Here is a 19,505-nt window from a genome sequence, read left to right as displayed (position 1 = left end):
TTAATAAATGATAAATATTTTGACGGAATAATTTTCCCCTATACTGTTTTCAGGTCTGTACTTCTTTTTGCCTTGGTTTCTTGCTCGATAAAACCACCAGCTTTCAGATATTTTTCATATAATTTTTCATATACTTCTACAACTTCTAGTCTCGGATGATACTCAGCGTCGAATCCGGAATTCATAGCTTGCTGCGCTTCCTGCAAAGTAGGATGAACACCCGAAGCCACTGCCGCGAACATTGCAGCACCCAACGCACAAGCCTGATCTGACGAGGCCACCTTTATTGGCATATTCAAAACATCTGAAAGGGTTTGCATTACGAAAGGTGATTTTTTAGCAACGCCTCCAATCGCGATTACCTCGTTAATTGGGACGCCCTCGGATCTGAAACGATCCGCTATATTTCTTGAACCATAAGCCGTCGCTTCCACAAGTGCCTTGAATAGGCGCACGCTGTCGCTAGCCAGGTTCAAATCAAGAATTGCTCCTTTTAAAGTATGGTTTGCATCGGGCGTTCTTCTTCCATTCCACCAGTCGATAGCGATAATATCATTTTCTGTTACTGGAAGAAGGGCGGCTTGTTTTGCCAGGTGAGGCAGCAGTTTTTCTGAAAGTTGCCTGCCAGCGTCTTCTCCCAGCAGTTCGCGAACAGGTGTAGTAATAAGTTTGGCAAACCAGGCATAGATATCGCCAAATCCGGATTGCCCAGCCTCCATACCGAGCATTCCCGGAACGATAGACCCATCCACCTGGCCGCAGATTCCATTGATCAGGAGATGTCCAATTTCTTCGTTCGGTGCAACGAGCATATCACAGGTTGAAGTGCCGATTACCTTGCAAAGCGAATACGGTTCGATCAAAGCGCCAACGGCACCCATATGACAATCAAACGCTCCGACACCGATCACGACGTCAGCAGGAATCCCTAATTTTGCTGCCCAGGAAGCAGAAATGGTCCCCATCGATTTATCGGAAGTTTCGGTTTTACTGAATAACCGGTCACGCATTCCCGCCAGAAGCGGATCAAGTGCCACGAAGAAATCCTCTTTTGGTAATCCATCGTACTCACTGTGCCACAACGCTTTATGGCCAGCCGCACACCGTGATCGGTGTAAAGTTAACGGATCTGTATTTCCTGTAAGCTCAGCCGATATCCAGTCGCAGTGCTCCACCCATGAAAAAGCTTTTTCACGAACATTTTCATCGATCCGGAGGGTTTTCAATATTTTTGCCCAAAACCATTCTGAGGAATAAATACCTCCAACATACTTAGTATAATCAGTCTCCCAACTATGCGCAAGTGCATTGATCTCTCCTGCTTCAGCATTGGCGGTATGATCCTTCCAAAGGATAAACATACCATTCGGATTTTCTGCAAATTCGGGGAGAAGCGATAACGGAGTTCCATTTCTGTCAACAGCCACAGGCGTAGAACCCGTCGTATCGATGGAAATTCCGGTAATATTTTGCCTCACCTCGTCGCTGACATCTTTTAATGCCCCGGTCACAGACGACTCCAAACCTTCCAGATAGTCAAGCGGATGTTGCCTGAAACGCGATACGGACGGATCACAGTATTTTCCTGCTTTCCAACGCGGATATTCAAAAACCGCAGTTCCTGCCGTTTCTCCAGTATGCGTATTAACGACCAAGGCTCTCACGGAATCTGTTCCATAATCAATTCCAATTACATATTTGTTATTCATAAAAAGCCGGGGAACAGGTGAATAATGTTATATTGAATCTTAAATAATAAGGCTGACTACAAGAGATTCTAACGAAAAGCAGTATTAAAGCGCTCACTTTCTTTCAGCGACTAACTACTCTTTTTATAAATAATTGACCTGTAAATATAATAAAATTAATCTATGGTGTATTCTTGACACAATTAATTCTATTCATTTTTGTGTAAAATTATTTATCGTTAAAACTAGAATAAACGGTGGTAATTATGTCTGCTTCATTTTCATCGCATCTGGCATAAAATTCCAGAACGCATGAAATTTCTCTTTATACCGGAGTGTGTCGAGTTTGTATAAAGCTGCTTTTTTAGTGGCAGAGTTCGTGTTTTTGTATCCGGTATCAATTAGAAGACCTGTTGAGAGCAGTTTTCTGCTAAAATTTCTTCGATCGAGCGGCGTGCTATAAATTGCTTCATAAAGTTTTTGAAGCTGTGGGATAGTAAAATTTCCCGGCAAAAGCTCAAATCCGATTGGATGCAAAGCAGCTTTGTAACGTAAATGTTCAATGGCACGGTCAACCATCTGATCATGGTCAAAAATAAGTTTAGGACGTTTGTCCAGGCTTATCCAGGCTGCATTATGGCTTTTCACAGCTTCCGCGTCATGTTCATCAATCTGGATTAAGGCGAAGAATACGACAGAAACTGTACGCTCAGCCGGGTCACGACTAACTTTTCCAAAAACTTCCAACTGCTCAACGTATACATTTTTCAGTCCGGTAAGGTCGTAAAGTATACGCCCTGCTCCTGCTTCCAGATCTTCTTCTTCTTTCAGGAAACCGCCCATCAGTGACCAGTTTCCTTTTTCCGGATCAAAATTTCTCTTAATCAAAAGCAGCTTGATATCTTTCCCGTCAAAACCAAAAATAATACAGTCAATGGCAAGCAGAATTCTGGAAGAAAGAGGATAACTATACATAGAAGAATTTGTAAATCGAGAAACGTACGGACAAATTAAACAGTAAATTATTGAGTTACATAATTCAGTAAATTTAGTTTTATTAAAGGAAAGTTAGTGAAAGATGTAAGATCAAAAGCCGACTTAACATTAAGATAAAATATAAGTAAATTTTTAGAGTGATTTTTGTGGGAGTTTCCTTTTAAGTAAAAACCATTTTTCATAATTCAGAATTTAAGCCTCTTTGGCCGCATTCTGACGCTTATCATGAAGTATATTCTTTTCATTTCTCTGTTTGTGGTATTTTCAAAAACTACATTGTATGCACAAACACCCCATCGTTATACAACTGGACAAGCTCACTCTCATAACGATTACGAGCAGAATATTCCCTTTTTGCGTGCTTATTATCAGCAATTTGGCTCTATTGAAGCCGATATATTTCTAAGGAATGACAGTATTTTTGTGGATCATGACGAGAAATATATTACTTCAAAAAACACTTTTTCCAATCTCTATTTAAAACCGATTCTCGCTCAGATCGAGAAAAATAACGGAAGTATATATCCTGATAAAACACTTGGTTTACAATTACTTATAGATCTTAAAACACCAGGCATCACCACGATTCCGGCGCTGGTCAGAGAGCTGCAACCTTATGCCAGCATCCTTGCGCCAAAAGGCTCGGTGAAAATTGTTTTGAGTGGCAATACGCCGCCTCCTGCCCAATTCAACCAGTATCCTGATTATATATTTTTCGACGGCCGCCCGGAGATCCAGTATACCAAAGCACAACTGGAACGAATCGGGTTGATCAGCCAGTCGTTCACAAATTATACCAAATGGAACGGCAAAGGAGTTTTAGTAAAAAAAGAAAAGGAAGCACTTGAAGAGGTGATCAAACATGTGCATGGGCAGGGCAAAAAAATCCGTTTCTGGGCTACGCCGGATGAAGTTAACGCATGGAAAATGCTGATGAACATGGGTTTAGATTATTTGAATACGGACAAAGTCGAAGAACTGGGACCATATCTTAGAAACCGCGCAAACGCTGAGTATACCGCTCCGAAGCCACAAGCGGTTTACAAGCCTACTTACAAAAACAATGACAAGTTATCCAAAGTCAAAAATATCATTTTACTGATTGGTGATGGTATGGGTTTGGCTCAGATCTATGCCGGGCTGACGGCTAATCACGGCGAGCTAAATTTGTCTCAATTTTTGAATATTGGCTTTTCGAAAACCGCAGCTGCCGATAGTTATATCACTGATTCCGCAGCGGGTGCAACGGCCATGGCGACAGGACAAAAAGCCAGAAACCGTGCCATTGGCGTGGATACGAACAATATCCCATTAAAAAATCTCCCTGACATTATCAAACCGTTAGGAATCAAAACTGGTCTGATCTCCGCCGGAAATATCACAGACGCAACACCAGCCGCATTTTACGCGCATCAACCTGAACGAAGTATGGACAGTACGATCGCGCTCGATTTTTTAAAATCAACAGTGGATATTATGATTGGTGGCGGGACAATGGTTTTTAACAAACATAAGGTTTCCGATTCTCTTCGAACAAAAGGTTTTCAGGTTTCAAATCAATGGAAAGACCTTGCATCGTTGAAGGCTCCATTTGTACTTTTAGATGATTCGAAAACAGTTTCTATGCTGTCGGGCCGTGGAAATTTTCTAACTGAATCATTTGCTAAAACACAGCAAACATTATCTAAATCCGGAAAAGGTTTCTTTATTATGGCAGAAGGTGCGCAGATTGACTACGGCGGGCATGCCAACAAAGTGCCTTACGTGGTAACAGAAATGCTGGATTTTGACCAGCTTATCGGCGAAGCTTTAAAGTTTGCAGATTCAAACGGCGAGACCCTGGTGATCGTAACTGCCGACCACGAAACGGGTGGATTGACTTTACTAGATGGTGATCTGAAAAAAGGTTATGTCGACGGAAGTTTCAGCACCAATGATCATACTGCGATTATGGTGCCGGTTTTTGCCTATGGCCCACACGCGCTGGATTTCAGAGGAATTTATGAGAACACGGAAATCTTTAACAAAATGCTCAATATTTTTACAAAATATAACAAAAAGTGAATTTTGCAGTATCAATAAAGAGTAGTTAGATTTTTAAATTACTCAGTGTCCTTACCTTTTACCATTTTACAATTAAATTCTTAATAATGAAAAATTTATTTCTTTTATTGCTTGCCTTAGGATTGACAACAACTGGGTTTGCCCAGAAAAAGCCTGAAACCATTAACATTGCTTCATATAACCTTCGGTACGATAATAAAGGCGACGGAATCAACGCCTGGCCAAACCGTAAGGAAATGGTAAAGGGTTTGATCCGTTTTCATGAATTTGACATTTTTGGAACGCAGGAAGTACTGATCAACCAGTTGCGTGATGTGGCTGAGCTTACGGATTTTGCGTTTTTGGGAAAAGGCCGTGATGATGGGAAAGAAGGCGGTGAGCATTCTGCTATTTTTTACAAAAAGGATCGTTTCAAAGTTTTAAAAAATGGCGATTTTTGGTTGAGCGAAACGCCTGACAAACCAGGAAAAGGCTGGGATGCGACCTGCTGCAACCGTATCTGTTCATGGGCTAAATTCCAGGATCTGAATACTAAAAAGGAATTTTATTTTTTCAATGTTCATTTTGATCATCAAGGTGTGGAAGCGCGCCGCCAGTCAGGTATTCTGATGGTGAAAAAGATGAAAGAAATCGCTGGAAATTCCCCGACGATATTAACCGGTGATTTTAATTCAACACCTGAAACAGAGCAGATCAAAGCGATTCAGACACTTTTGAACGATTCACACGAAGTAACGGAACAGCCAAAATACGGCCCGGAAGGAACGTTCAACAGCTTTAAATTTGATGCTCCTATGGAAAACCGTATCGATTATATCTTTGTAAGCAAACCGATCAAAGTTTTAAAGTATGGCGTTTTGACAGATGCAAAAGAGCAACGTTATCCGTCGGATCACCAGCCAGTGGTCATAAAAGCTATAATTAATTAACAGAATTCCTGGCACTGACCAGTAGAACGATGAAGAAAATCCTTGTGGTTATTGAAATAAATCTCAATCATCACAAGGATTTTTCATGTCATTAAGAAGAGAATTTTTAAAGACGGCGGTTTTGGGAAGTGCTGCCTCCATATTTTCACCGACAATTTCCGTGGCGGAAGTTTTTTCTGAAATAGATCTGAAAAAAGAAGAGACCGGCTATACCTTTTTATTTCAGGGTGATTCTATTACCGATGGAAACCGGACAAGAAATTCAGATTGGAACCATGTCATGGGCCATGGATTTGCATACCTGATTGCAAGTCGGTTATGGTTTGATCATCCTGAAAAGAAATTTCAATTTTTCAACCGAGGAGTCAGTGGAAATAAAATCACCGATCTGGCCCAGAGATGGCAAATGGATACGATTGACTTAAAACCTGATCTCATCAATATTCTGGTGGGAGTTAACGATACCGAAGCTGCTGTCAAAGGAAGTAAAGAAAACACAACCGATCAATTTGAATCAGATTATCGAAAACTCCTGCAAACGACAAAAGAAAAATTACCGAACGTTCAGTTGGTCCTGTGTATCCCTTTTCTTTTTCCCGTCGGCCGCGTGAAAGATAAGCCCGAAGTTTATGAAAAAGAGCTTAGGCCAAGACAGGAAATTGTTCGAAAGCTGGCAAAAGAATTTAATGCCATCGAAATCGATTTTCAGTCTGAATTTGATAAGGCCCTTAAAAAAGCAGCGGCTGATTACTGGATCTGGGATGGAATTCACCCAATGCCCGCCGGACATGAATTAATGGCAAGATTCTGGCTTAACGAAGTTCAGAAAAAGATAAAGTTTGTGAAGTAAAAAGTCTTGAAGACGAAAAGCCGGACAAATTGCCCGGCTTTTGGTTTTCAAGACTTTTAAAATGCCTATCTGCTTATCCAGCTGAATTCATATTCCAGCTCCGGGATACGTGTACGGTCAGCAATGCGACGCAAACGAGCCGGCAATGCCATCAAATAATCACGTGCCTTTTCTGCACCGGAATTAAGTTCCCGGATCGTTCCAATTTCCCACTCTTCTAGTAAAGATTCAAGAATTTCGATATAATCCATTGTCGTGTAAACACCTAAACGCTGTGCAGCATCAGAGAAATGAGAGAAAGTATCGCCCATTTTCACACCCGACTCACGAAGGAAATGAGCAGGCATTACAATTTTCTTTCTCATCATGTCTTCCAAAGCCAACATCAGCTCAGAAGGATCGACTGCCAGAATACGGCTAACAAATGCTTTGTAGGCTTTTGCGTGGCGAAGTTCATCGGATGCAATTACGCCGCAAATCTTTGAAAGGTGCGGATTACCAAACTGTTTCGAAAGCGTCGCAGTACGACGGTGTGATACGTTGGTTGCGAGCTCCTGAAACGAAGTGTAGATGAAGTTACGGTACGGGTCACGGTCGGTCCCGATATCAAATCCGTCTGCGATCAAATATTGCGTAGACACTTCCATTGCCCGCATATTCACGCGGCCAGACAGATAAAGATACTTGTTAAGCAAATCTCCGTGGCGATTTTCTTCCGCCGTCCAGGCTCTCACCCATCTCGACCAGCCAGAAGGATTATCAACCTGATCTACGCCAATAACGTCCATCAACCACGACTCATAAGTCGGAAGTGCTTCCTCAGTGATCGTATCTCCGATCAAAACCGCTATGTAATCGTACGGTAAATCCCTGCAACTTTCCTGCAATAATTTCACTTCGCTGAAAAAGTTGTCTTTGCTGGCATCCGGCAAAAAATCCGTAGGCTGCCAGTTTTGGTCAATCGGTTTCAGATATTCTGCCATCAGGGCATCGAGGTCCTTTCCTACATGTTGCATGACTTCAAGTCGTGCTGCTGAAAGTTCGGTTTCCATTGTTGATTAGTTTTTAACTCACATTATAATTTCACAAAGTACGTGAATTTAATGTAAGTTGTACATGACAAATCTCATTTCATGCTTTACAAATTTTCACAATCGATGTACATTTGGGATATTATTGAGTAAAAAAGGAATGAAAAAAATTATAGACTACCTCCTAAGCATTATCTATCTCATCCATTTCGGGCTTTCGTTGCTAATTTTTCATGTATTACAGGTTATAGCGCTTAATATTTTAGGTAAAAAAGCACATGAAAAAGTTGTCGACTACCTTAACTTTTTTCTTACCTACGGCTTATATCTGACCGGCTCGACGGTGACGCTGAAAAACAGGGCCGTCATTCCTGATAACCGCCCAATAATTTTTGTCGCCAATCATCAGAGCACTTTTGACATTCCGGCGCTTATCTGGTTTTTGAGGAAACGTCACCCTTTGTTTGTTTCTAAAATTGAGCTGGCAAAAGGAATCCCAAGTATATCTTATAATTTGAGAAAAAGCGGTGCCGCGTTGATCAATCGGAAAGATGGCAAACAGGCAGTTAGTGAAATCTTGCGTTTAGGAAATTTGATCAGAGAAACAACCGGAGCCGCCATTATTTTTCCTGAAGGAACGCGCACTGCTAGCGGAATTATGAAGCCGTTTGTTGCGGGAGGCGTGGCAACTTTATTGAAAAAATCGCCGGAAGCATTAATTATACCTGTTGCCGTAAATGGAACCGGCGCGTTTAATCCAAAAGGAATTTTTCCGTTAAAATCTTTCTCTAAATTATCATGGACGACACTGCCAGCGATCGAGCCTACGGGAAGAAAAATAGAGGATATTTTACTGGAAGCTCAGGAAGCAATCCGTGCGGAATTGAATTAGTGTGAAGTCCTTGATAATGTCACCCATTCTGGGTTTGACTCATCAGTTATATCCTTTTCTATAATACTGTCAGCCCTTTGGGTTTCTCGTTCACCAGCCATTTAAAGGCTAATTTAGAAATCAAGAAAAAACTCTCAGCTTTTTTCTTCATACTTCTTTTGTCCACCCACCTGATAATTAACCAATTACAAAACATCAAAAACTCCTATTTAATCTTTGTTAAATAGCTTAACAATCGTTAACAATCTACGATTAAACCTATGTGATAAATGCGCCTCTAACCGACGAACTTTAAAAATTACTACCATGAAAAAGATACTTTTTGTTGCCGCAATTTTAGCTTTTGGTTTCACTAACGCATCTGCACAATATGGCGGATATGACCGCGGACGTGGAGATGTATATCGCAACAGCCCACGTGAACATCGGGATTTCGGAGTAAATTCTTTGCAGCGGGAAGCTCGTCAGCAAATCGCTGCCGGCATTCAACGCGGAACTTTAAACTCTCGCGAAGCAGCTATTTTGATGAACGAATATGACCGCATTGCGGAACGCGAACGGAGATTTAGTTCTCACGGCCGTTTGTCACCAAAAGAATCAAGAAAATTAACCAATGACCTGGAAAGACTGATGGCGGAAACACGCCAGATGAGTAACAGACGCGGCGGCGACAATTGGGCAAGAAGTCCAAGAGGAAGATACTAAGAACATTTAAGAGCAGTTGAAGGTTTAGGTAATGTAAAAAGGCATTTCCCGGTTTGGGAAATGCCTTTTTTATGTTTAGAAATACCGGACCATTTTCACATGCGACTTTTTAAATCCTTCTTTTTGATAAAATCGATGTGCGTTTTCCCTGAGGTTGTTTGATGTCACTTCAATTTGTAATGCGGATTTACTTTTAGCAAAAACAACTAACGAATCAATGATCGCCTTTCCGATTTCTTTTGAGCGATATGCTTCCTTCACAAACATTTCCTGAATCTCAGCCACCATGCAAACATGATGGAGCAATGGCTGAACATGACAACTTCCCATACCAACCGGGGCTCCGTCAAATTCAGCGATGAGATAACAAATATTTCGCTGAGCCAGATTATGATGAAAAACAAAATTAAAAGACTCACGGTTTAAAACCTTATTTTCCAGATCACAAATCATGTCATAAACTGAATCTTCATCCAGCGCTGTCGCCAATCGGATATGAAGTTGAGATGAAACCATTAAGCTCGAATTAATACTGTTGTAGTTCCGCAGAATCGTGAATGAAAGTTCCTTTATTTGGAAACTGACCCAGTTTTACCATCCCGGTTGCCACTTTGGAAGATTCTATAGCCGCATATTTTTTTAACGGACCAATCATCACCGGATTTAAGATTTTTGATAATATTTCACCGATCTTTTCTCCTGTGCGGGTTTCTCCGCGATCTCCCAGTAATAATGACGGCCTTAAAATGTGCAGTGTTTCAAAATGAAGATCGGTTAGTTCTCTTTCAATTTCCCCTTTCACTCGGTTATAAAATATCATGGATTTTGCATCTGCGCCCATTGAAGAAATAATTAGATACTTGGTCGAACCGTTGAGCTTTGCAAGCCGGCCAATTTGCAGCGGATAAATAAAATCTACTTTTTTGAAAGACTCTTCTGAACCGGCTTTCTTTATCGTGGTTCCTAAACAACAATAAATGTCATCTGCTTTGACCAGCGACGCATCAGGATTGTCGAAGTTGAAGAAAATTTCGTTCAGTTTTTGATGTCGGACTCCGGTATCACGCCTCGTCAGAATTTTGACTTCACCGTAGTCCTCTGAATTGAGTAAATTTTGTAGCACTTGTTTACCAACAAGTCCGGTAGCTCCTATTAATAATGCAGTTTTATATCGTGGGTTAGTCATAGCATAACGTTTAAAAAATGCAATTTAAAAAGTATACTGTCATGTTAACAAGTATATTAAAAATTGTATACACTAAACGCACACATTTTTCAAACTGCATCCTTAAAAATTAAACTATTTTACTCTTCAGGCCAAAGAATTGTCACCTTGCCCTGACCGCTGATTATTTTATCCTTAAATTCCTGAATTTCTGCTGCGGGCAATTTATTTACATCTATCATACTTCCGTCACACTGATAATTTATACATCCCATGCAGGAAGAATAGCTTAAATAATAGTTAAATATTGGTTTACCATTAACCTCAACCAACTTAATTGTCAATATTTTATCTACTTTTTCATCCTTCGCGTCTTCAATTAATTTATGTAACCAAGGTAATTCCCGTACAGGATAATTGATATCACAAACAGACGCCTTTATCGCGTCAGTAGTGTCTTTTTCTAACTCATACTTTTTGCATGAAAAATACAAAATCATAAGAAAAAAAATTACAAAAATTTTCATAGACTTTCCGTTTAGAATCACATCTATGACACCGATAACTTTCAAAAAGTTGGAATTATCCGGAAAACGAAAGATTATACAAAAGCACTTTCTCCCGTAATGGCCCTTCCCACGATCAGCGAATTTATTTCCTTGGTTCCTTCATAAGAATAAATTGCTTCTGCATCGGCAACAAATCTGGCGATGTCGTATTCGAGCAAGATCCCATTTCCACCAAAAAGTTCGCGGGCATGATCTACGATGGAACGCATACGCAGTGTGCAAAAAACTTTGGCAAGAGACGCATGTTCATCCGCCAGGTCTCCCCCATCCTGTAATTGCGACAGGCGATAAACCATCGTCTGCATGGCAGTCAGATCGCCCAGCATGGTCACCAGAAGATCCTGCACTAACTGAAATCCAGCAATCGGGCGGCCAAACTGTTTTCTTTTAAGTGTATAATTTAAAGCGAGTTCGTAAGCACCGCGACCGCAGCCCACTGCCTGCCATGCAACACCTGCTCTCGTCATTCTCAAAACATTGGCTGTGTCTTTAAAGGAATTAGCGTTTTGCAACCGATCCATTTCTGGTACTTTGCAGTCTGTTAAGGTGATAAGGGCATTCTGAACAATTCTCAGGGCCATTTTATCCTCCATCTTTTCAGCTTTAAATCCGGGATTATCTTTTTTGACAATAAATCCCTTGACCTGGTTATCATCCAGATTCCGCGCCCAGATTATCGTTATGTCAGAAAACGTGGCATTACCTATCCATTTTTTCTGCCCATTTAAGATCCATTCATCGCCCACTTTTTTACAGGTTGTTGTCAGTCCGCCTGCAACCCCGGAACCAACCTCAGGCTCCGTAAGACCAAAAGCACCGATCATTTCCATGCGCTGCATTTTCGGAAGCCAGTATTCCTTCTGCTCCTCTGAACCACACATATAAATGGAACCCATGGCCAACCCACTATGAACACCGAAAAATGTAGAAATCGATGAATCGACGCGTGCCATTTCCATGGCGATAAAGCCTTCCAACAAAGCCGATTTTCCTGCACATCCATATCCCTGATAGGTCAATCCACAAATATTTAGTTTAGCCATCAGTGGAATAATGTGCATGGGAAAATGCGCCTTATTCCAATATTCATTGGCAATCGGACGAATTTCGCTGTCCATAAATGACCTTACTTTTAACTGGATCTCCCGATCTTCCTCGGTCAGCGTATTATCCAGCTGGTAAAAATCTCCGCTTACCTCCGGAGCCTCTTTCTGTTTTCCTTCACCAGCCTGCATTAACCGCACCATCTTAGCGAGATCGGCATCACTCATCTTCATCACCAATCCAATGAGCTTATTCAGGTCAACACGTTTTGCTAATTTACCCACGGCATTTAAATCTATACTTTTTAAAATGCCACGTATTTGTGCAAACGATTCGAAGAAGCTCATTGGAATGAAATTTGAGTTGATAAAATATATTCTTAAAAAGCAAAAACAGTACTAAATCTATTCCCGAAATTTAATCAATCAAGGGCATTGGATTTGGTTTAACTTATTCCGGCTTGTCTGGTCAGCCCAATACATTTAAAAACCTTTTCCAATATGTAGAATTTTGTGAACAACGGATGCAGTTTCTGCACTCTATTTGTCTAAAAAACTAACGGTACAAAATTTGATCATACGTTTTAAAAAATAGAAAAAGTCATGAACAAGGACAACAAAAACGTTGAAGGTGGGTCGCCTTCGAAATCTGGCCCGGACAGTGGCACTATACAAGAAGATGACAGTAAAAAACCTTCTAAGCAAATCAAGAAGGATGCTATCGATGAATCTGAAAAAGAAAATATGAACGACCACGAAGGTTATAACGAGACCGACCCGAACGTCCCGGTGGAAAGTACAAAATAGTAATAACTATAATTCGACCATATATAACCAGAAAATGACGCCCCATTGGAGCGTCATTTTTTTTATTCGACAATATTTATTTCGAAGAAAGTGCTTCCATAGCAGCAGCCAGATAAACAAAAGGAGCATTCCAATTAATGGCGATTTCGTTAGATGCATACGAACAGTCCACATCTGCAAATGACTCATCGGCAAATTTATTTGGATATCCTTCACACTTATCCTGCTGCCCGGGATTCGGTCCGCCTGATAAAAGTCCGGGAACAGGCTCAACAATTCCGTCAGCGATCGAAGGGCGATGATGCGGATGCATAACTTGTTTCGAGCCGAAACCTGTCAGGAAAGAATAACCCGTTGCGTTTCTTCCCAGAATATAATCAAGATTCCCCAAAGCTGCGTCCAGATATTTTTTATCTTTTGTAAGCTTATAGGCCTGAATCAAAGCAATTCCCTGATTTGAAGCCACTGCACTACTTCCCCATGCAAAATCTTTCGCTGTTTTTCCCATAACCGTATGATAAGGCTGTTGCTCCATATCTTTCAGTAAATCATCGGAAAAATCGGTGACACTCTTTTTGATCGATCTCAGATACTGCTGATCAACCGGCCCAAGTTGCTTTTCGTGTCGAATCATTGTATAATAGGCAAGCGCTTTTACCTGGCTCCATGATGGGAGCGGCATCGGTTTATCCGTTTCAAAAGATATATTTTTCAGATAATCCTCATTTTTTGTTGTGACATACATTTCAGCCGCTGCCCAGATACGTTCGTCACTTCCGTCTTTATCTTCATACCCACCAGTAACCACGTCGGGATCGAATTTCGCGTTCATTTCATTTTGTTTGTATAGAATAGAAGGATTTTTCTGAGCCCAATTCCATCCTCTCGTCGCAGCGACTTTACATGAATCTGATAATCCCGGCAATTGTTTTTCAAACGCTTTAAAGACACGACTTGCCTGCGCCATAACGGCCACAAAATCCAGTGTGGCTATTGTATTTTTTTGAACAACATAACGGGGGTTCTTGCAGGCATCAGGCATGATCATACCATCGAAACGAGGATTTGTCAGTTTGTGATAAACGCCACCATCGGCTGGATCCTGCATGGTAAGCATCCAGCGAAGATTCCATAAAACCTCATCCAGCAAATCCGGAACAGCATTCTGGCTTTCAGGAATATTGGTTTTCAGGTTTTTAAAATAAACAGGGAAATCCTCATAAACAGAGAGTAATGTCCCCATCGTAACCCCGGAATTGACAATATATTTATTATAGTCGCCGGCGTCATACCAACCGCGAGGCGAACTGATGGCTGAGCCCTCTGGACGACCCTCGGAAACAGCAGAAGGGTGAATTAAAACATTGTCGTCAGGATGTCCCGCCGGCCGCGCCCATTTCCCTGCAAATTTTTCCGGCAGCGCCACAGAGGCCCTCTGATAATAAAATCCCCGGATCGCGGATGTGGTAACATTTTTATGTATTTCTGATTTTATCTCAAAAGGATAAGAAACACCTACCGAAGGTACTTCCAGTACAAACTTACCAACTTTTTGAACGGACGAGAAATCAGCGACGCGACTTTTTTTCCCGGAATAAGGACTTGTAAGAATCGGCCCAAGTTTCCCTTTCAAAACGACCTGATTTGTTTTGACATCCCGTAACGAAAACTCTTGTCCCTCCATTCCCACTACGAATGCATTTTTCACTGCATTTGGATAAAACCCAACCTGGTTTAAACGAATATTTTCAGAGGGCTTTTGCAATTGTTTTTCATCTTCGCCAGAAGAAACAAAAGTGGATAAAGTTGCTTTGCCGAGATCACTTCCGGAAGCATAACTTTCCTGGAAAGAAAAACTGGCCAGCAGACAAATAGCAGCCGAAATAGTTAAGGATTTTCTCACCGATTATCAAGATTTGGTTTTAAGATCAATGCTGATAACACTCAGCGGAAATATGGTCTTTGCCAAATAAAGTATTCACTAAGTAAACCATACTCAGTGACCTTAATAAATAACCCCGGAGCGGGATTTATAATCGAAATTTTGAAGATAAGCAATCGGCAGGAAGAGCGCTGCCGATTGTTTTAATGTTATACCTTTTTAGGGCCAACAGAATCATATATAACTACCTTTTCCCAAAGATGTGCGTAGTTATTGCGGAATTCGTCGTGAATTGGGTGCGTTTGATATAATTCTTCTTCAATAATATTATCGAAAAAACACATCCAGGAAAATGTGTAATCCTTCACAATCACCGAACGATCAGTCGGCGCGGGTTTTCCGATATTCACATATTTGATTTGTGGAACTTTCGCTAATTTTTTCAACCCTTCCAGGAGTTTTGCCTCATCCTGAGCATTATTGGGGTTTTTCAGATAGAAAAGAACATGGTGAATAAAAACTTCCTTCGTCCTTTCAGGCTCAGCAGCCAGTGGCGAAATAGATACCAATGAGGCCAATCCGGCGTTTTGCAAAAATTTACGTCTTGATGAATCTTCCATATTTTGGGTATAAGTGAATTATATTCTTACAGTTAGTTGTTCGCTTCCCGATATTATTTATTTATGGCTATGTAACCATAAACCTCACACAAATCTACAATTTTTTCTAAACTGACGACTATTAACTAACCATCGCCACCAGTTCATTTATAGTTTTCCAATTCCTTGTTGTTGCCGTAACTTTCAGTTTCTTCTCAAAAAAGTTGTTATTGAGTTTTGTTTTTCCATAACCTTCCGGGCAAAAAATATAGATGGCGCGTCCCGCTAAAATCCATTCGTCTGGTAAAAACTGAGCGGTTTCTGTGAGTTTTTCAAACAGATCACTTTGCGGCTTTTCGGAAAGAAATGTTACGTGAAGTTTGGATTCATCTTCATTTCTATTTGTTAAAAATGGATTGTTTTCCTGAATATCTTTCGTTTCTGTTTCATCTAGAACGATCACCGGAACATCGAAATGAAAGGTTTTCAGGATTGCTTCATGAATTTGAAATTGAAGATCTTTATCATTTCCCGGTTTGGGCATAAATGCGATGTTACCACTTTGAATATATGTTTTCACCTCGCCGAAGTTCAGAGACTCAAACATCATTTTAAGTTCAGCCATTTTGATCAGCTTCTGACCACTCACATTGATTCCTCTTAAAATGGCTACATAGGTTTTCATCGGGTTTTGAAATTTTGCTAATAGTATTCTTTGTTAAATTAAACAATCTAATAGAAAAGTATAATTGAAAAAGATTTTTCTTCTAAATATACTTTACAAAACACTCCGAAGAACATGTTGACAAAAAGAGAAATTACCGTTGCAGCTGTATCAGCCGGGCTTACCATGACGTTTGTCTTTGCGGGTTCAAAAATTGACAAACTTGATTCTTCCATTTTTGACTGGAACGATATAGCAGTAAAAGAAACAAAAACAGGATCTGTAAGAACTTTCTTTCGGTCTCCAACAGCCACGCTGGATGAACTGGAATGCCACGTAACGACGCTCAATCCGAATGAAAGTTCTCATCCGCCGCATAAACATCAGGAAGAGGAAGTTATCATTATAAAAGAAGGGACGCTGGAGGCTTTGGTTAACGGAACTATGAAAAGAGTCGGGCCGGGTTCGGTCGTTTTCCAGGCATCCAATCAAATGCATTCGATTCGTAATGTGGGCACAATTCCTGCTACATATCACGTTTTCAGCTGGCATTCTCCGGGAACGATGAACAAAAATACAGTAAAATAATTCTCCAAATCTTCCCTGAATTTAATGGCAAACTACCCTGTCTATCGTTTTACTATTTACGATATTGAGAAATTATCTACGCAGTGACATCGAAAGTAAAGTATAATGAACGATAAAAACCATATTGCTGTTATCCGTAAAACCTGAAAAGGTTTCATAATACTATTTCGGCTCTGTTTATACTTAAAGCTATACACATGGGCAGCTTAAAACAACCAAATGACATTTCAAGATTTAGACCTCATTGAGCCAATTAAAAAGGCTCTGACAGAAGAAGGATACACCACTCCCACTCCAATCCAGGCAAAAGCAATTCCTATAATATTACAACATAGAGATTTATTGGGTTGTGCGCAGACGGGCACTGGAAAAACCGCAGCATTTGCAATTCCAATGCTTCAGATATTGGAAGAAAAGCAAAAAGACCGACATGATAAAGGACCGATCAGAGCGCTTATTTTAACGCCAACGCGTGAATTGGCAATCCAGATCGGAGAAAGTTTTGCAGCTTACGGACGATTTACGAACATTACACACACTGTAATTTTTGGAGGTGTTGGTCAAAAGCCTCAAACGGACGCATTAAAACGCGGTGTAGATATTTTGATCGCAACGCCTGGGCGACTTTTAGACCTGATCAACCAGGGTTTTGTACATTTGAAACAACTGGAAATTTTTGTTTTGGATGAAGCAGACCGTATGCTTGATATGGGTTTTGTACATGACGTGAAAAAGATTTTGCGCCTGTTACCTGCAAAACGTCAGTCGCTATTTTTCTCTGCTACGATGCCGCCGGTGATCATGACGCTGGCCGACACGATCCTTTCGAATCCTGCCAAAGTTGAAGTAACACCCGTTTCCTCAACAGCAGATACCATCAAGCAATCTGTTTATTTCGTCGATAAATCAGACAAAAACAGTTTGCTTTTACATATTCTGAAAGACGATTCGATTGCTACTGCGCTTGTTTTTACGAGAACAAAACATGGAGCAGATAAAGTAGTAAAAGTTTTGCGTAAAGCAGGCGTTACCTCTGAGGCGATTCATGGTAACAAATCCCAGAATGCGCGCCAGAATGCTTTGAAGAATTTCAAAAGCCAGACAACACGCGTTTTGGTTGCCACAGATATTGCAGCGAGAGGAATTGACGTGGACGATCTGACACACGTGATCAACTACGAAATTCCGAATATTCCAGAAACCTATGTTCACCGTATTGGCCGTACCGGTCGCGCAGGAGCAAAAGGAACTGCATATTCTTTCTGTGATTTAGACGAAAAAACATATCTGAGAGATATTCATAAATTGATTGCTAAGAACATCCCGGTTGTTAAAGATCACCCTTATTCAAACGGCAGATAATTTCCGTTGAATTGACTTATGTACAAAAATACATATACCGATATCAACCTATCAGAAATGAATGAGCTTCGAAAACAAGCTGATTGCGTGGTTGTTGATGTTCGTGAAAGTTGGGAGTTTGAAGAATTTAATGAAGGTGGGATTAACATCCCTTTGGCAGAAATCCGGCAGCAGAGAAATCTGCTGTCGGATTTTCAATATATCGTTGTTTTGTGTACAAATGGCGTAAGAAGCAAAGTAGCCGCCCTGGATTTTTGTCGTGTTCCGGAATGGAACGACAAGAAGATTTTCCATTTACACGGAGGAATTCTGGAAGCAGAATGATTTTCGACTCAGATATTTACATTTCCTTCAAAAACCCTCACAGCAGGTCCAATCAAATAGATATCATCAAATTTCGATCGGTCTTTTTCCAAATAATCGACTTGTAAAGTTCCACCCAAAGTCTCCACCGTAACCAGCCCGTTCCATCCTTCACGTAGGTGTGCAGATAAAACACAGGCCGTTACACCAGTTCCGCAAGAATAAGTTTCGTCTTCTACCCCACGCTCATAAGTTCTGACACTGATGTGATTTTCGCCAAGCAATTGAACAAAATTAACATTTGTACCTCCCTTAGGCCCAAATTCAGAACCGTATCGAATATCTTTTCCGATACTGACAACTTCGGTTTCCTGAATATCATCTACATAAGTCACATAATGCGGTGAACCAGTATTCAGAAAATCATACTTTTCGTGACGTTCCACACCGTTTACTGATCCCATTTTCAGACGAATTATTTCTTTGGTAGCGACACCTTCATGCGGTCCATCAACTGCTATGAAAGAAGTTTCCTGATCAAACATTCCAAGATCATGCGCAAAACGAACAGCGCACCGGCCACCATTTCCACACATACTTCCTTCCCGTCCGTCGGCATTAAAATAAACCATACGGAAATCATATCCTTCCGCATTTTCCAGAAGTATCAATCCATCCGCTCCGATTCCAAAGCGGCGGTGACAAAGTGATTCGATTAATTTCTGCGATGAAGGAAAATATCCGGAACGATTATCAATCATTACAAAATCATTTCCCGTACCCTGGTATTTAAAAAAAGGAATTTCCATTTTGGCTGTCGGCGATCGGCTTTCGGCAATCGTTTTAAGGTTTTTCTAAATTTATAACTAATGCGAAGTTAATCACCAACCGCGCCGCGGCCACTTTCAAGTAAAACAACAAAACCCTGCAAAGAAAAGATTCTGATGCAGGGTTTTTAATTTCGTTCGAAGAAAATATCTTATGCCTTCGCTACTTTAAGCTCTTTAATACGAGCAGCTTTACCCTGACGACCGCGTAAGAAGAACAAACGCGCACGACGCACCTTACCACGACGGATCAATTCGATTTTCGCGATACTTGGTGAAAGGATTGGGAAAATACGTTCAACTGCAATTCCGTTAGAAATTTTACGCACAGTGAAAGTTTCTCCACTTCCGCTCAAATTACGGCGTTGCATTACCGTACCTTGAAACTGCTGAATACGTTCTTTGTTACCTTCTCTGATCTTAACGTGTACGTTGATCGTGTCACCTGCTTTAAACACAGGATACTCGGAGGTACGATTTTCAATCGTAGCTTCTACAAGTTTAATTAATTCGCTCATGACGATGCTTTATAATGAAATTG

21 protein-coding genes are annotated in these 19,505 nt (G+C 40.8%); 9 read left to right on the top strand and 12 right to left on the bottom strand.

Features of this window, described 5'->3' with window-relative positions; translation table 11 throughout:
• Window positions 1-38 precede the first annotated feature (38 nt).
• Both L0657_RS04275 and L0657_RS04270 read right to left on the bottom strand, forming a co-directional pair.
• Complete coding sequence (locus tag L0657_RS04275) at window positions 39-1,709, bottom strand: ribulokinase (RefSeq protein ID WP_235149155.1); 1,671 nt, start codon at window positions 1,707-1,709, stop codon at window positions 39-41.
• A 243-nt stretch (window positions 1,710-1,952) separates the two neighbouring features.
• A complete protein-coding gene (locus tag L0657_RS04270) occupies window positions 1,953-2,663 on the bottom strand; it encodes an NrtR DNA-binding winged helix domain-containing protein (RefSeq protein ID WP_235149154.1) in 711 nt (236 codons plus the stop codon).
• Between the two features lie 246 nt (window positions 2,664-2,909).
• On the opposite strand from L0657_RS04270, the gene L0657_RS04265 reads away from it, so the two are divergent.
• The 3 genes from L0657_RS04265 to L0657_RS04255 all read left to right on the top strand — a co-directional run bounded on the left by L0657_RS04265 (window position 2,910) and on the right by L0657_RS04255 (window position 6,527).
• Window positions 2,910-4,748, top strand: coding sequence for an alkaline phosphatase (locus tag L0657_RS04265; RefSeq protein ID WP_235149153.1), 1,839 nt, complete (start codon window positions 2,910-2,912; stop codon window positions 4,746-4,748).
• An 86-nt stretch (window positions 4,749-4,834) separates the two neighbouring features.
• Window positions 4,835-5,677, top strand: a complete 843-nt coding sequence (locus L0657_RS04260; protein WP_235149152.1) for an endonuclease/exonuclease/phosphatase family protein — start codon at window positions 4,835-4,837, stop codon at window positions 5,675-5,677.
• Between the two features lie 85 nt (window positions 5,678-5,762).
• Window positions 5,763-6,527, top strand: coding sequence for an SGNH/GDSL hydrolase family protein (locus L0657_RS04255; RefSeq protein WP_235149151.1), 765 nt, complete (start codon window positions 5,763-5,765; stop codon window positions 6,525-6,527).
• Between the two features lie 65 nt (window positions 6,528-6,592).
• Here L0657_RS04255 and L0657_RS04250 read toward each other — a convergent pair whose 3' ends face one another.
• Complete coding sequence (locus tag L0657_RS04250) at window positions 6,593-7,579, bottom strand: acyl-ACP desaturase (protein WP_235149150.1); 987 nt, start codon at window positions 7,577-7,579, stop codon at window positions 6,593-6,595.
• A gap of 139 nt (window positions 7,580-7,718) precedes the next feature.
• Between L0657_RS04250 and L0657_RS04245 the strand changes: the two genes are divergently transcribed.
• Both L0657_RS04245 and L0657_RS04240 read left to right on the top strand, forming a co-directional pair.
• Window positions 7,719-8,450 (top strand): 1-acyl-sn-glycerol-3-phosphate acyltransferase, encoded by a 732-nt coding sequence (locus L0657_RS04245; RefSeq protein WP_235149149.1) that lies wholly within the window; start codon window positions 7,719-7,721, stop codon window positions 8,448-8,450.
• Between the two features lie 306 nt (window positions 8,451-8,756).
• A complete protein-coding gene (locus tag L0657_RS04240; protein WP_235149148.1) occupies window positions 8,757-9,155 on the top strand; it encodes a hypothetical protein in 399 nt (132 codons plus the stop codon).
• Between the two features lie 75 nt (window positions 9,156-9,230).
• On the opposite strand, the gene L0657_RS04235 is transcribed toward L0657_RS04240, so the two are convergent.
• From L0657_RS04235 to L0657_RS04220, 4 genes are all read right to left on the bottom strand, one after another.
• Window positions 9,231-9,671, bottom strand: a complete 441-nt coding sequence (locus tag L0657_RS04235) for a GNAT family N-acetyltransferase (RefSeq protein ID WP_235149147.1) — start codon at window positions 9,669-9,671, stop codon at window positions 9,231-9,233.
• Between the two features lie 10 nt (window positions 9,672-9,681).
• Complete coding sequence (locus L0657_RS04230; RefSeq protein ID WP_235149146.1) at window positions 9,682-10,341, bottom strand: oxidoreductase; 660 nt, start codon at window positions 10,339-10,341, stop codon at window positions 9,682-9,684.
• A 119-nt stretch (window positions 10,342-10,460) separates the two neighbouring features.
• Window positions 10,461-10,847 carry a hypothetical protein gene (locus L0657_RS04225; protein WP_235149145.1) on the bottom strand — a complete coding sequence of 129 codons (387 nt, stop codon included), beginning with the start codon at window positions 10,845-10,847 and terminating at the stop codon, window positions 10,461-10,463.
• 74 nt (window positions 10,848-10,921) lie between these two features.
• A complete protein-coding gene (locus tag L0657_RS04220; RefSeq protein WP_235149144.1) occupies window positions 10,922-12,280 on the bottom strand; it encodes an acyl-CoA dehydrogenase family protein in 1,359 nt (452 codons plus the stop codon).
• Between the two features lie 255 nt (window positions 12,281-12,535).
• On the opposite strand from L0657_RS04220, the gene L0657_RS04215 reads away from it, so the two are divergent.
• Window positions 12,536-12,739 (top strand): hypothetical protein, encoded by a 204-nt coding sequence (locus tag L0657_RS04215; RefSeq protein ID WP_235149143.1) that lies wholly within the window; start codon window positions 12,536-12,538, stop codon window positions 12,737-12,739.
• A 76-nt stretch (window positions 12,740-12,815) separates the two neighbouring features.
• Here the strand turns inward: L0657_RS04215 and L0657_RS04210 are convergent, their stop codons facing one another.
• From L0657_RS04210 to L0657_RS04200, 3 genes are all read right to left on the bottom strand, one after another.
• Window positions 12,816-14,504 (bottom strand): glycoside hydrolase family 9 protein, encoded by a 1,689-nt coding sequence (locus tag L0657_RS04210; RefSeq protein ID WP_235150426.1) that lies wholly within the window; start codon window positions 14,502-14,504, stop codon window positions 12,816-12,818.
• A gap of 326 nt (window positions 14,505-14,830) precedes the next feature.
• A complete protein-coding gene (locus tag L0657_RS04205) occupies window positions 14,831-15,241 on the bottom strand; it encodes a Dabb family protein (RefSeq protein ID WP_235149142.1) in 411 nt (136 codons plus the stop codon).
• Window positions 15,242-15,362: 121 nt separating this feature from the next.
• Window positions 15,363-15,905: a DUF1697 domain-containing protein gene (locus L0657_RS04200; protein ID WP_235149141.1), complete on the bottom strand. Its 543-nt coding sequence runs from the start codon at window positions 15,903-15,905 to the stop codon at window positions 15,363-15,365.
• Window positions 15,906-16,019: 114 nt separating this feature from the next.
• Here L0657_RS04200 and L0657_RS04195 point away from each other — a divergent pair, with 114 nt between their 5' ends.
• From L0657_RS04195 to L0657_RS04185, 3 genes are all read left to right on the top strand, one after another.
• On the top strand, window positions 16,020-16,472 hold the full coding sequence (locus L0657_RS04195; RefSeq protein WP_235149140.1) for a cupin domain-containing protein: 453 nt from the start codon (window positions 16,020-16,022) through the stop codon (window positions 16,470-16,472).
• A 219-nt stretch (window positions 16,473-16,691) separates the two neighbouring features.
• A complete protein-coding gene (locus L0657_RS04190) occupies window positions 16,692-17,834 on the top strand; it encodes a DEAD/DEAH box helicase (RefSeq protein ID WP_310588258.1) in 1,143 nt (380 codons plus the stop codon).
• Between the two features lie 18 nt (window positions 17,835-17,852).
• Window positions 17,853-18,158: a rhodanese-like domain-containing protein gene (locus L0657_RS04185; RefSeq protein ID WP_235149139.1), complete on the top strand. Its 306-nt coding sequence runs from the start codon at window positions 17,853-17,855 to the stop codon at window positions 18,156-18,158.
• Between the two features lie 8 nt (window positions 18,159-18,166).
• On the opposite strand, the gene dapF is transcribed toward L0657_RS04185, so the two are convergent.
• Together dapF and rplS are read right to left on the bottom strand one after the other, a co-directional pair.
• Window positions 18,167-18,946 carry a diaminopimelate epimerase gene (gene dapF / locus L0657_RS04180; RefSeq protein ID WP_235149138.1) on the bottom strand — a complete coding sequence of 260 codons (780 nt, stop codon included), beginning with the start codon at window positions 18,944-18,946 and terminating at the stop codon, window positions 18,167-18,169.
• Between the two features lie 170 nt (window positions 18,947-19,116).
• Window positions 19,117-19,482 (bottom strand): 50S ribosomal protein L19, encoded by a 366-nt coding sequence (gene rplS, locus L0657_RS04175; RefSeq protein ID WP_137340618.1) that lies wholly within the window; start codon window positions 19,480-19,482, stop codon window positions 19,117-19,119.
• Between the last annotated feature and the right edge of the window lie 23 nt (window positions 19,483-19,505).

Source organism: Dyadobacter sp. CY345, from assembly GCF_021502725.1.
Taxonomy (GTDB): Bacteria; Bacteroidota; Bacteroidia; order Cytophagales; family Spirosomataceae; genus Dyadobacter.
This window is presented reverse-complemented; position numbering and strand designations above follow the sequence as displayed.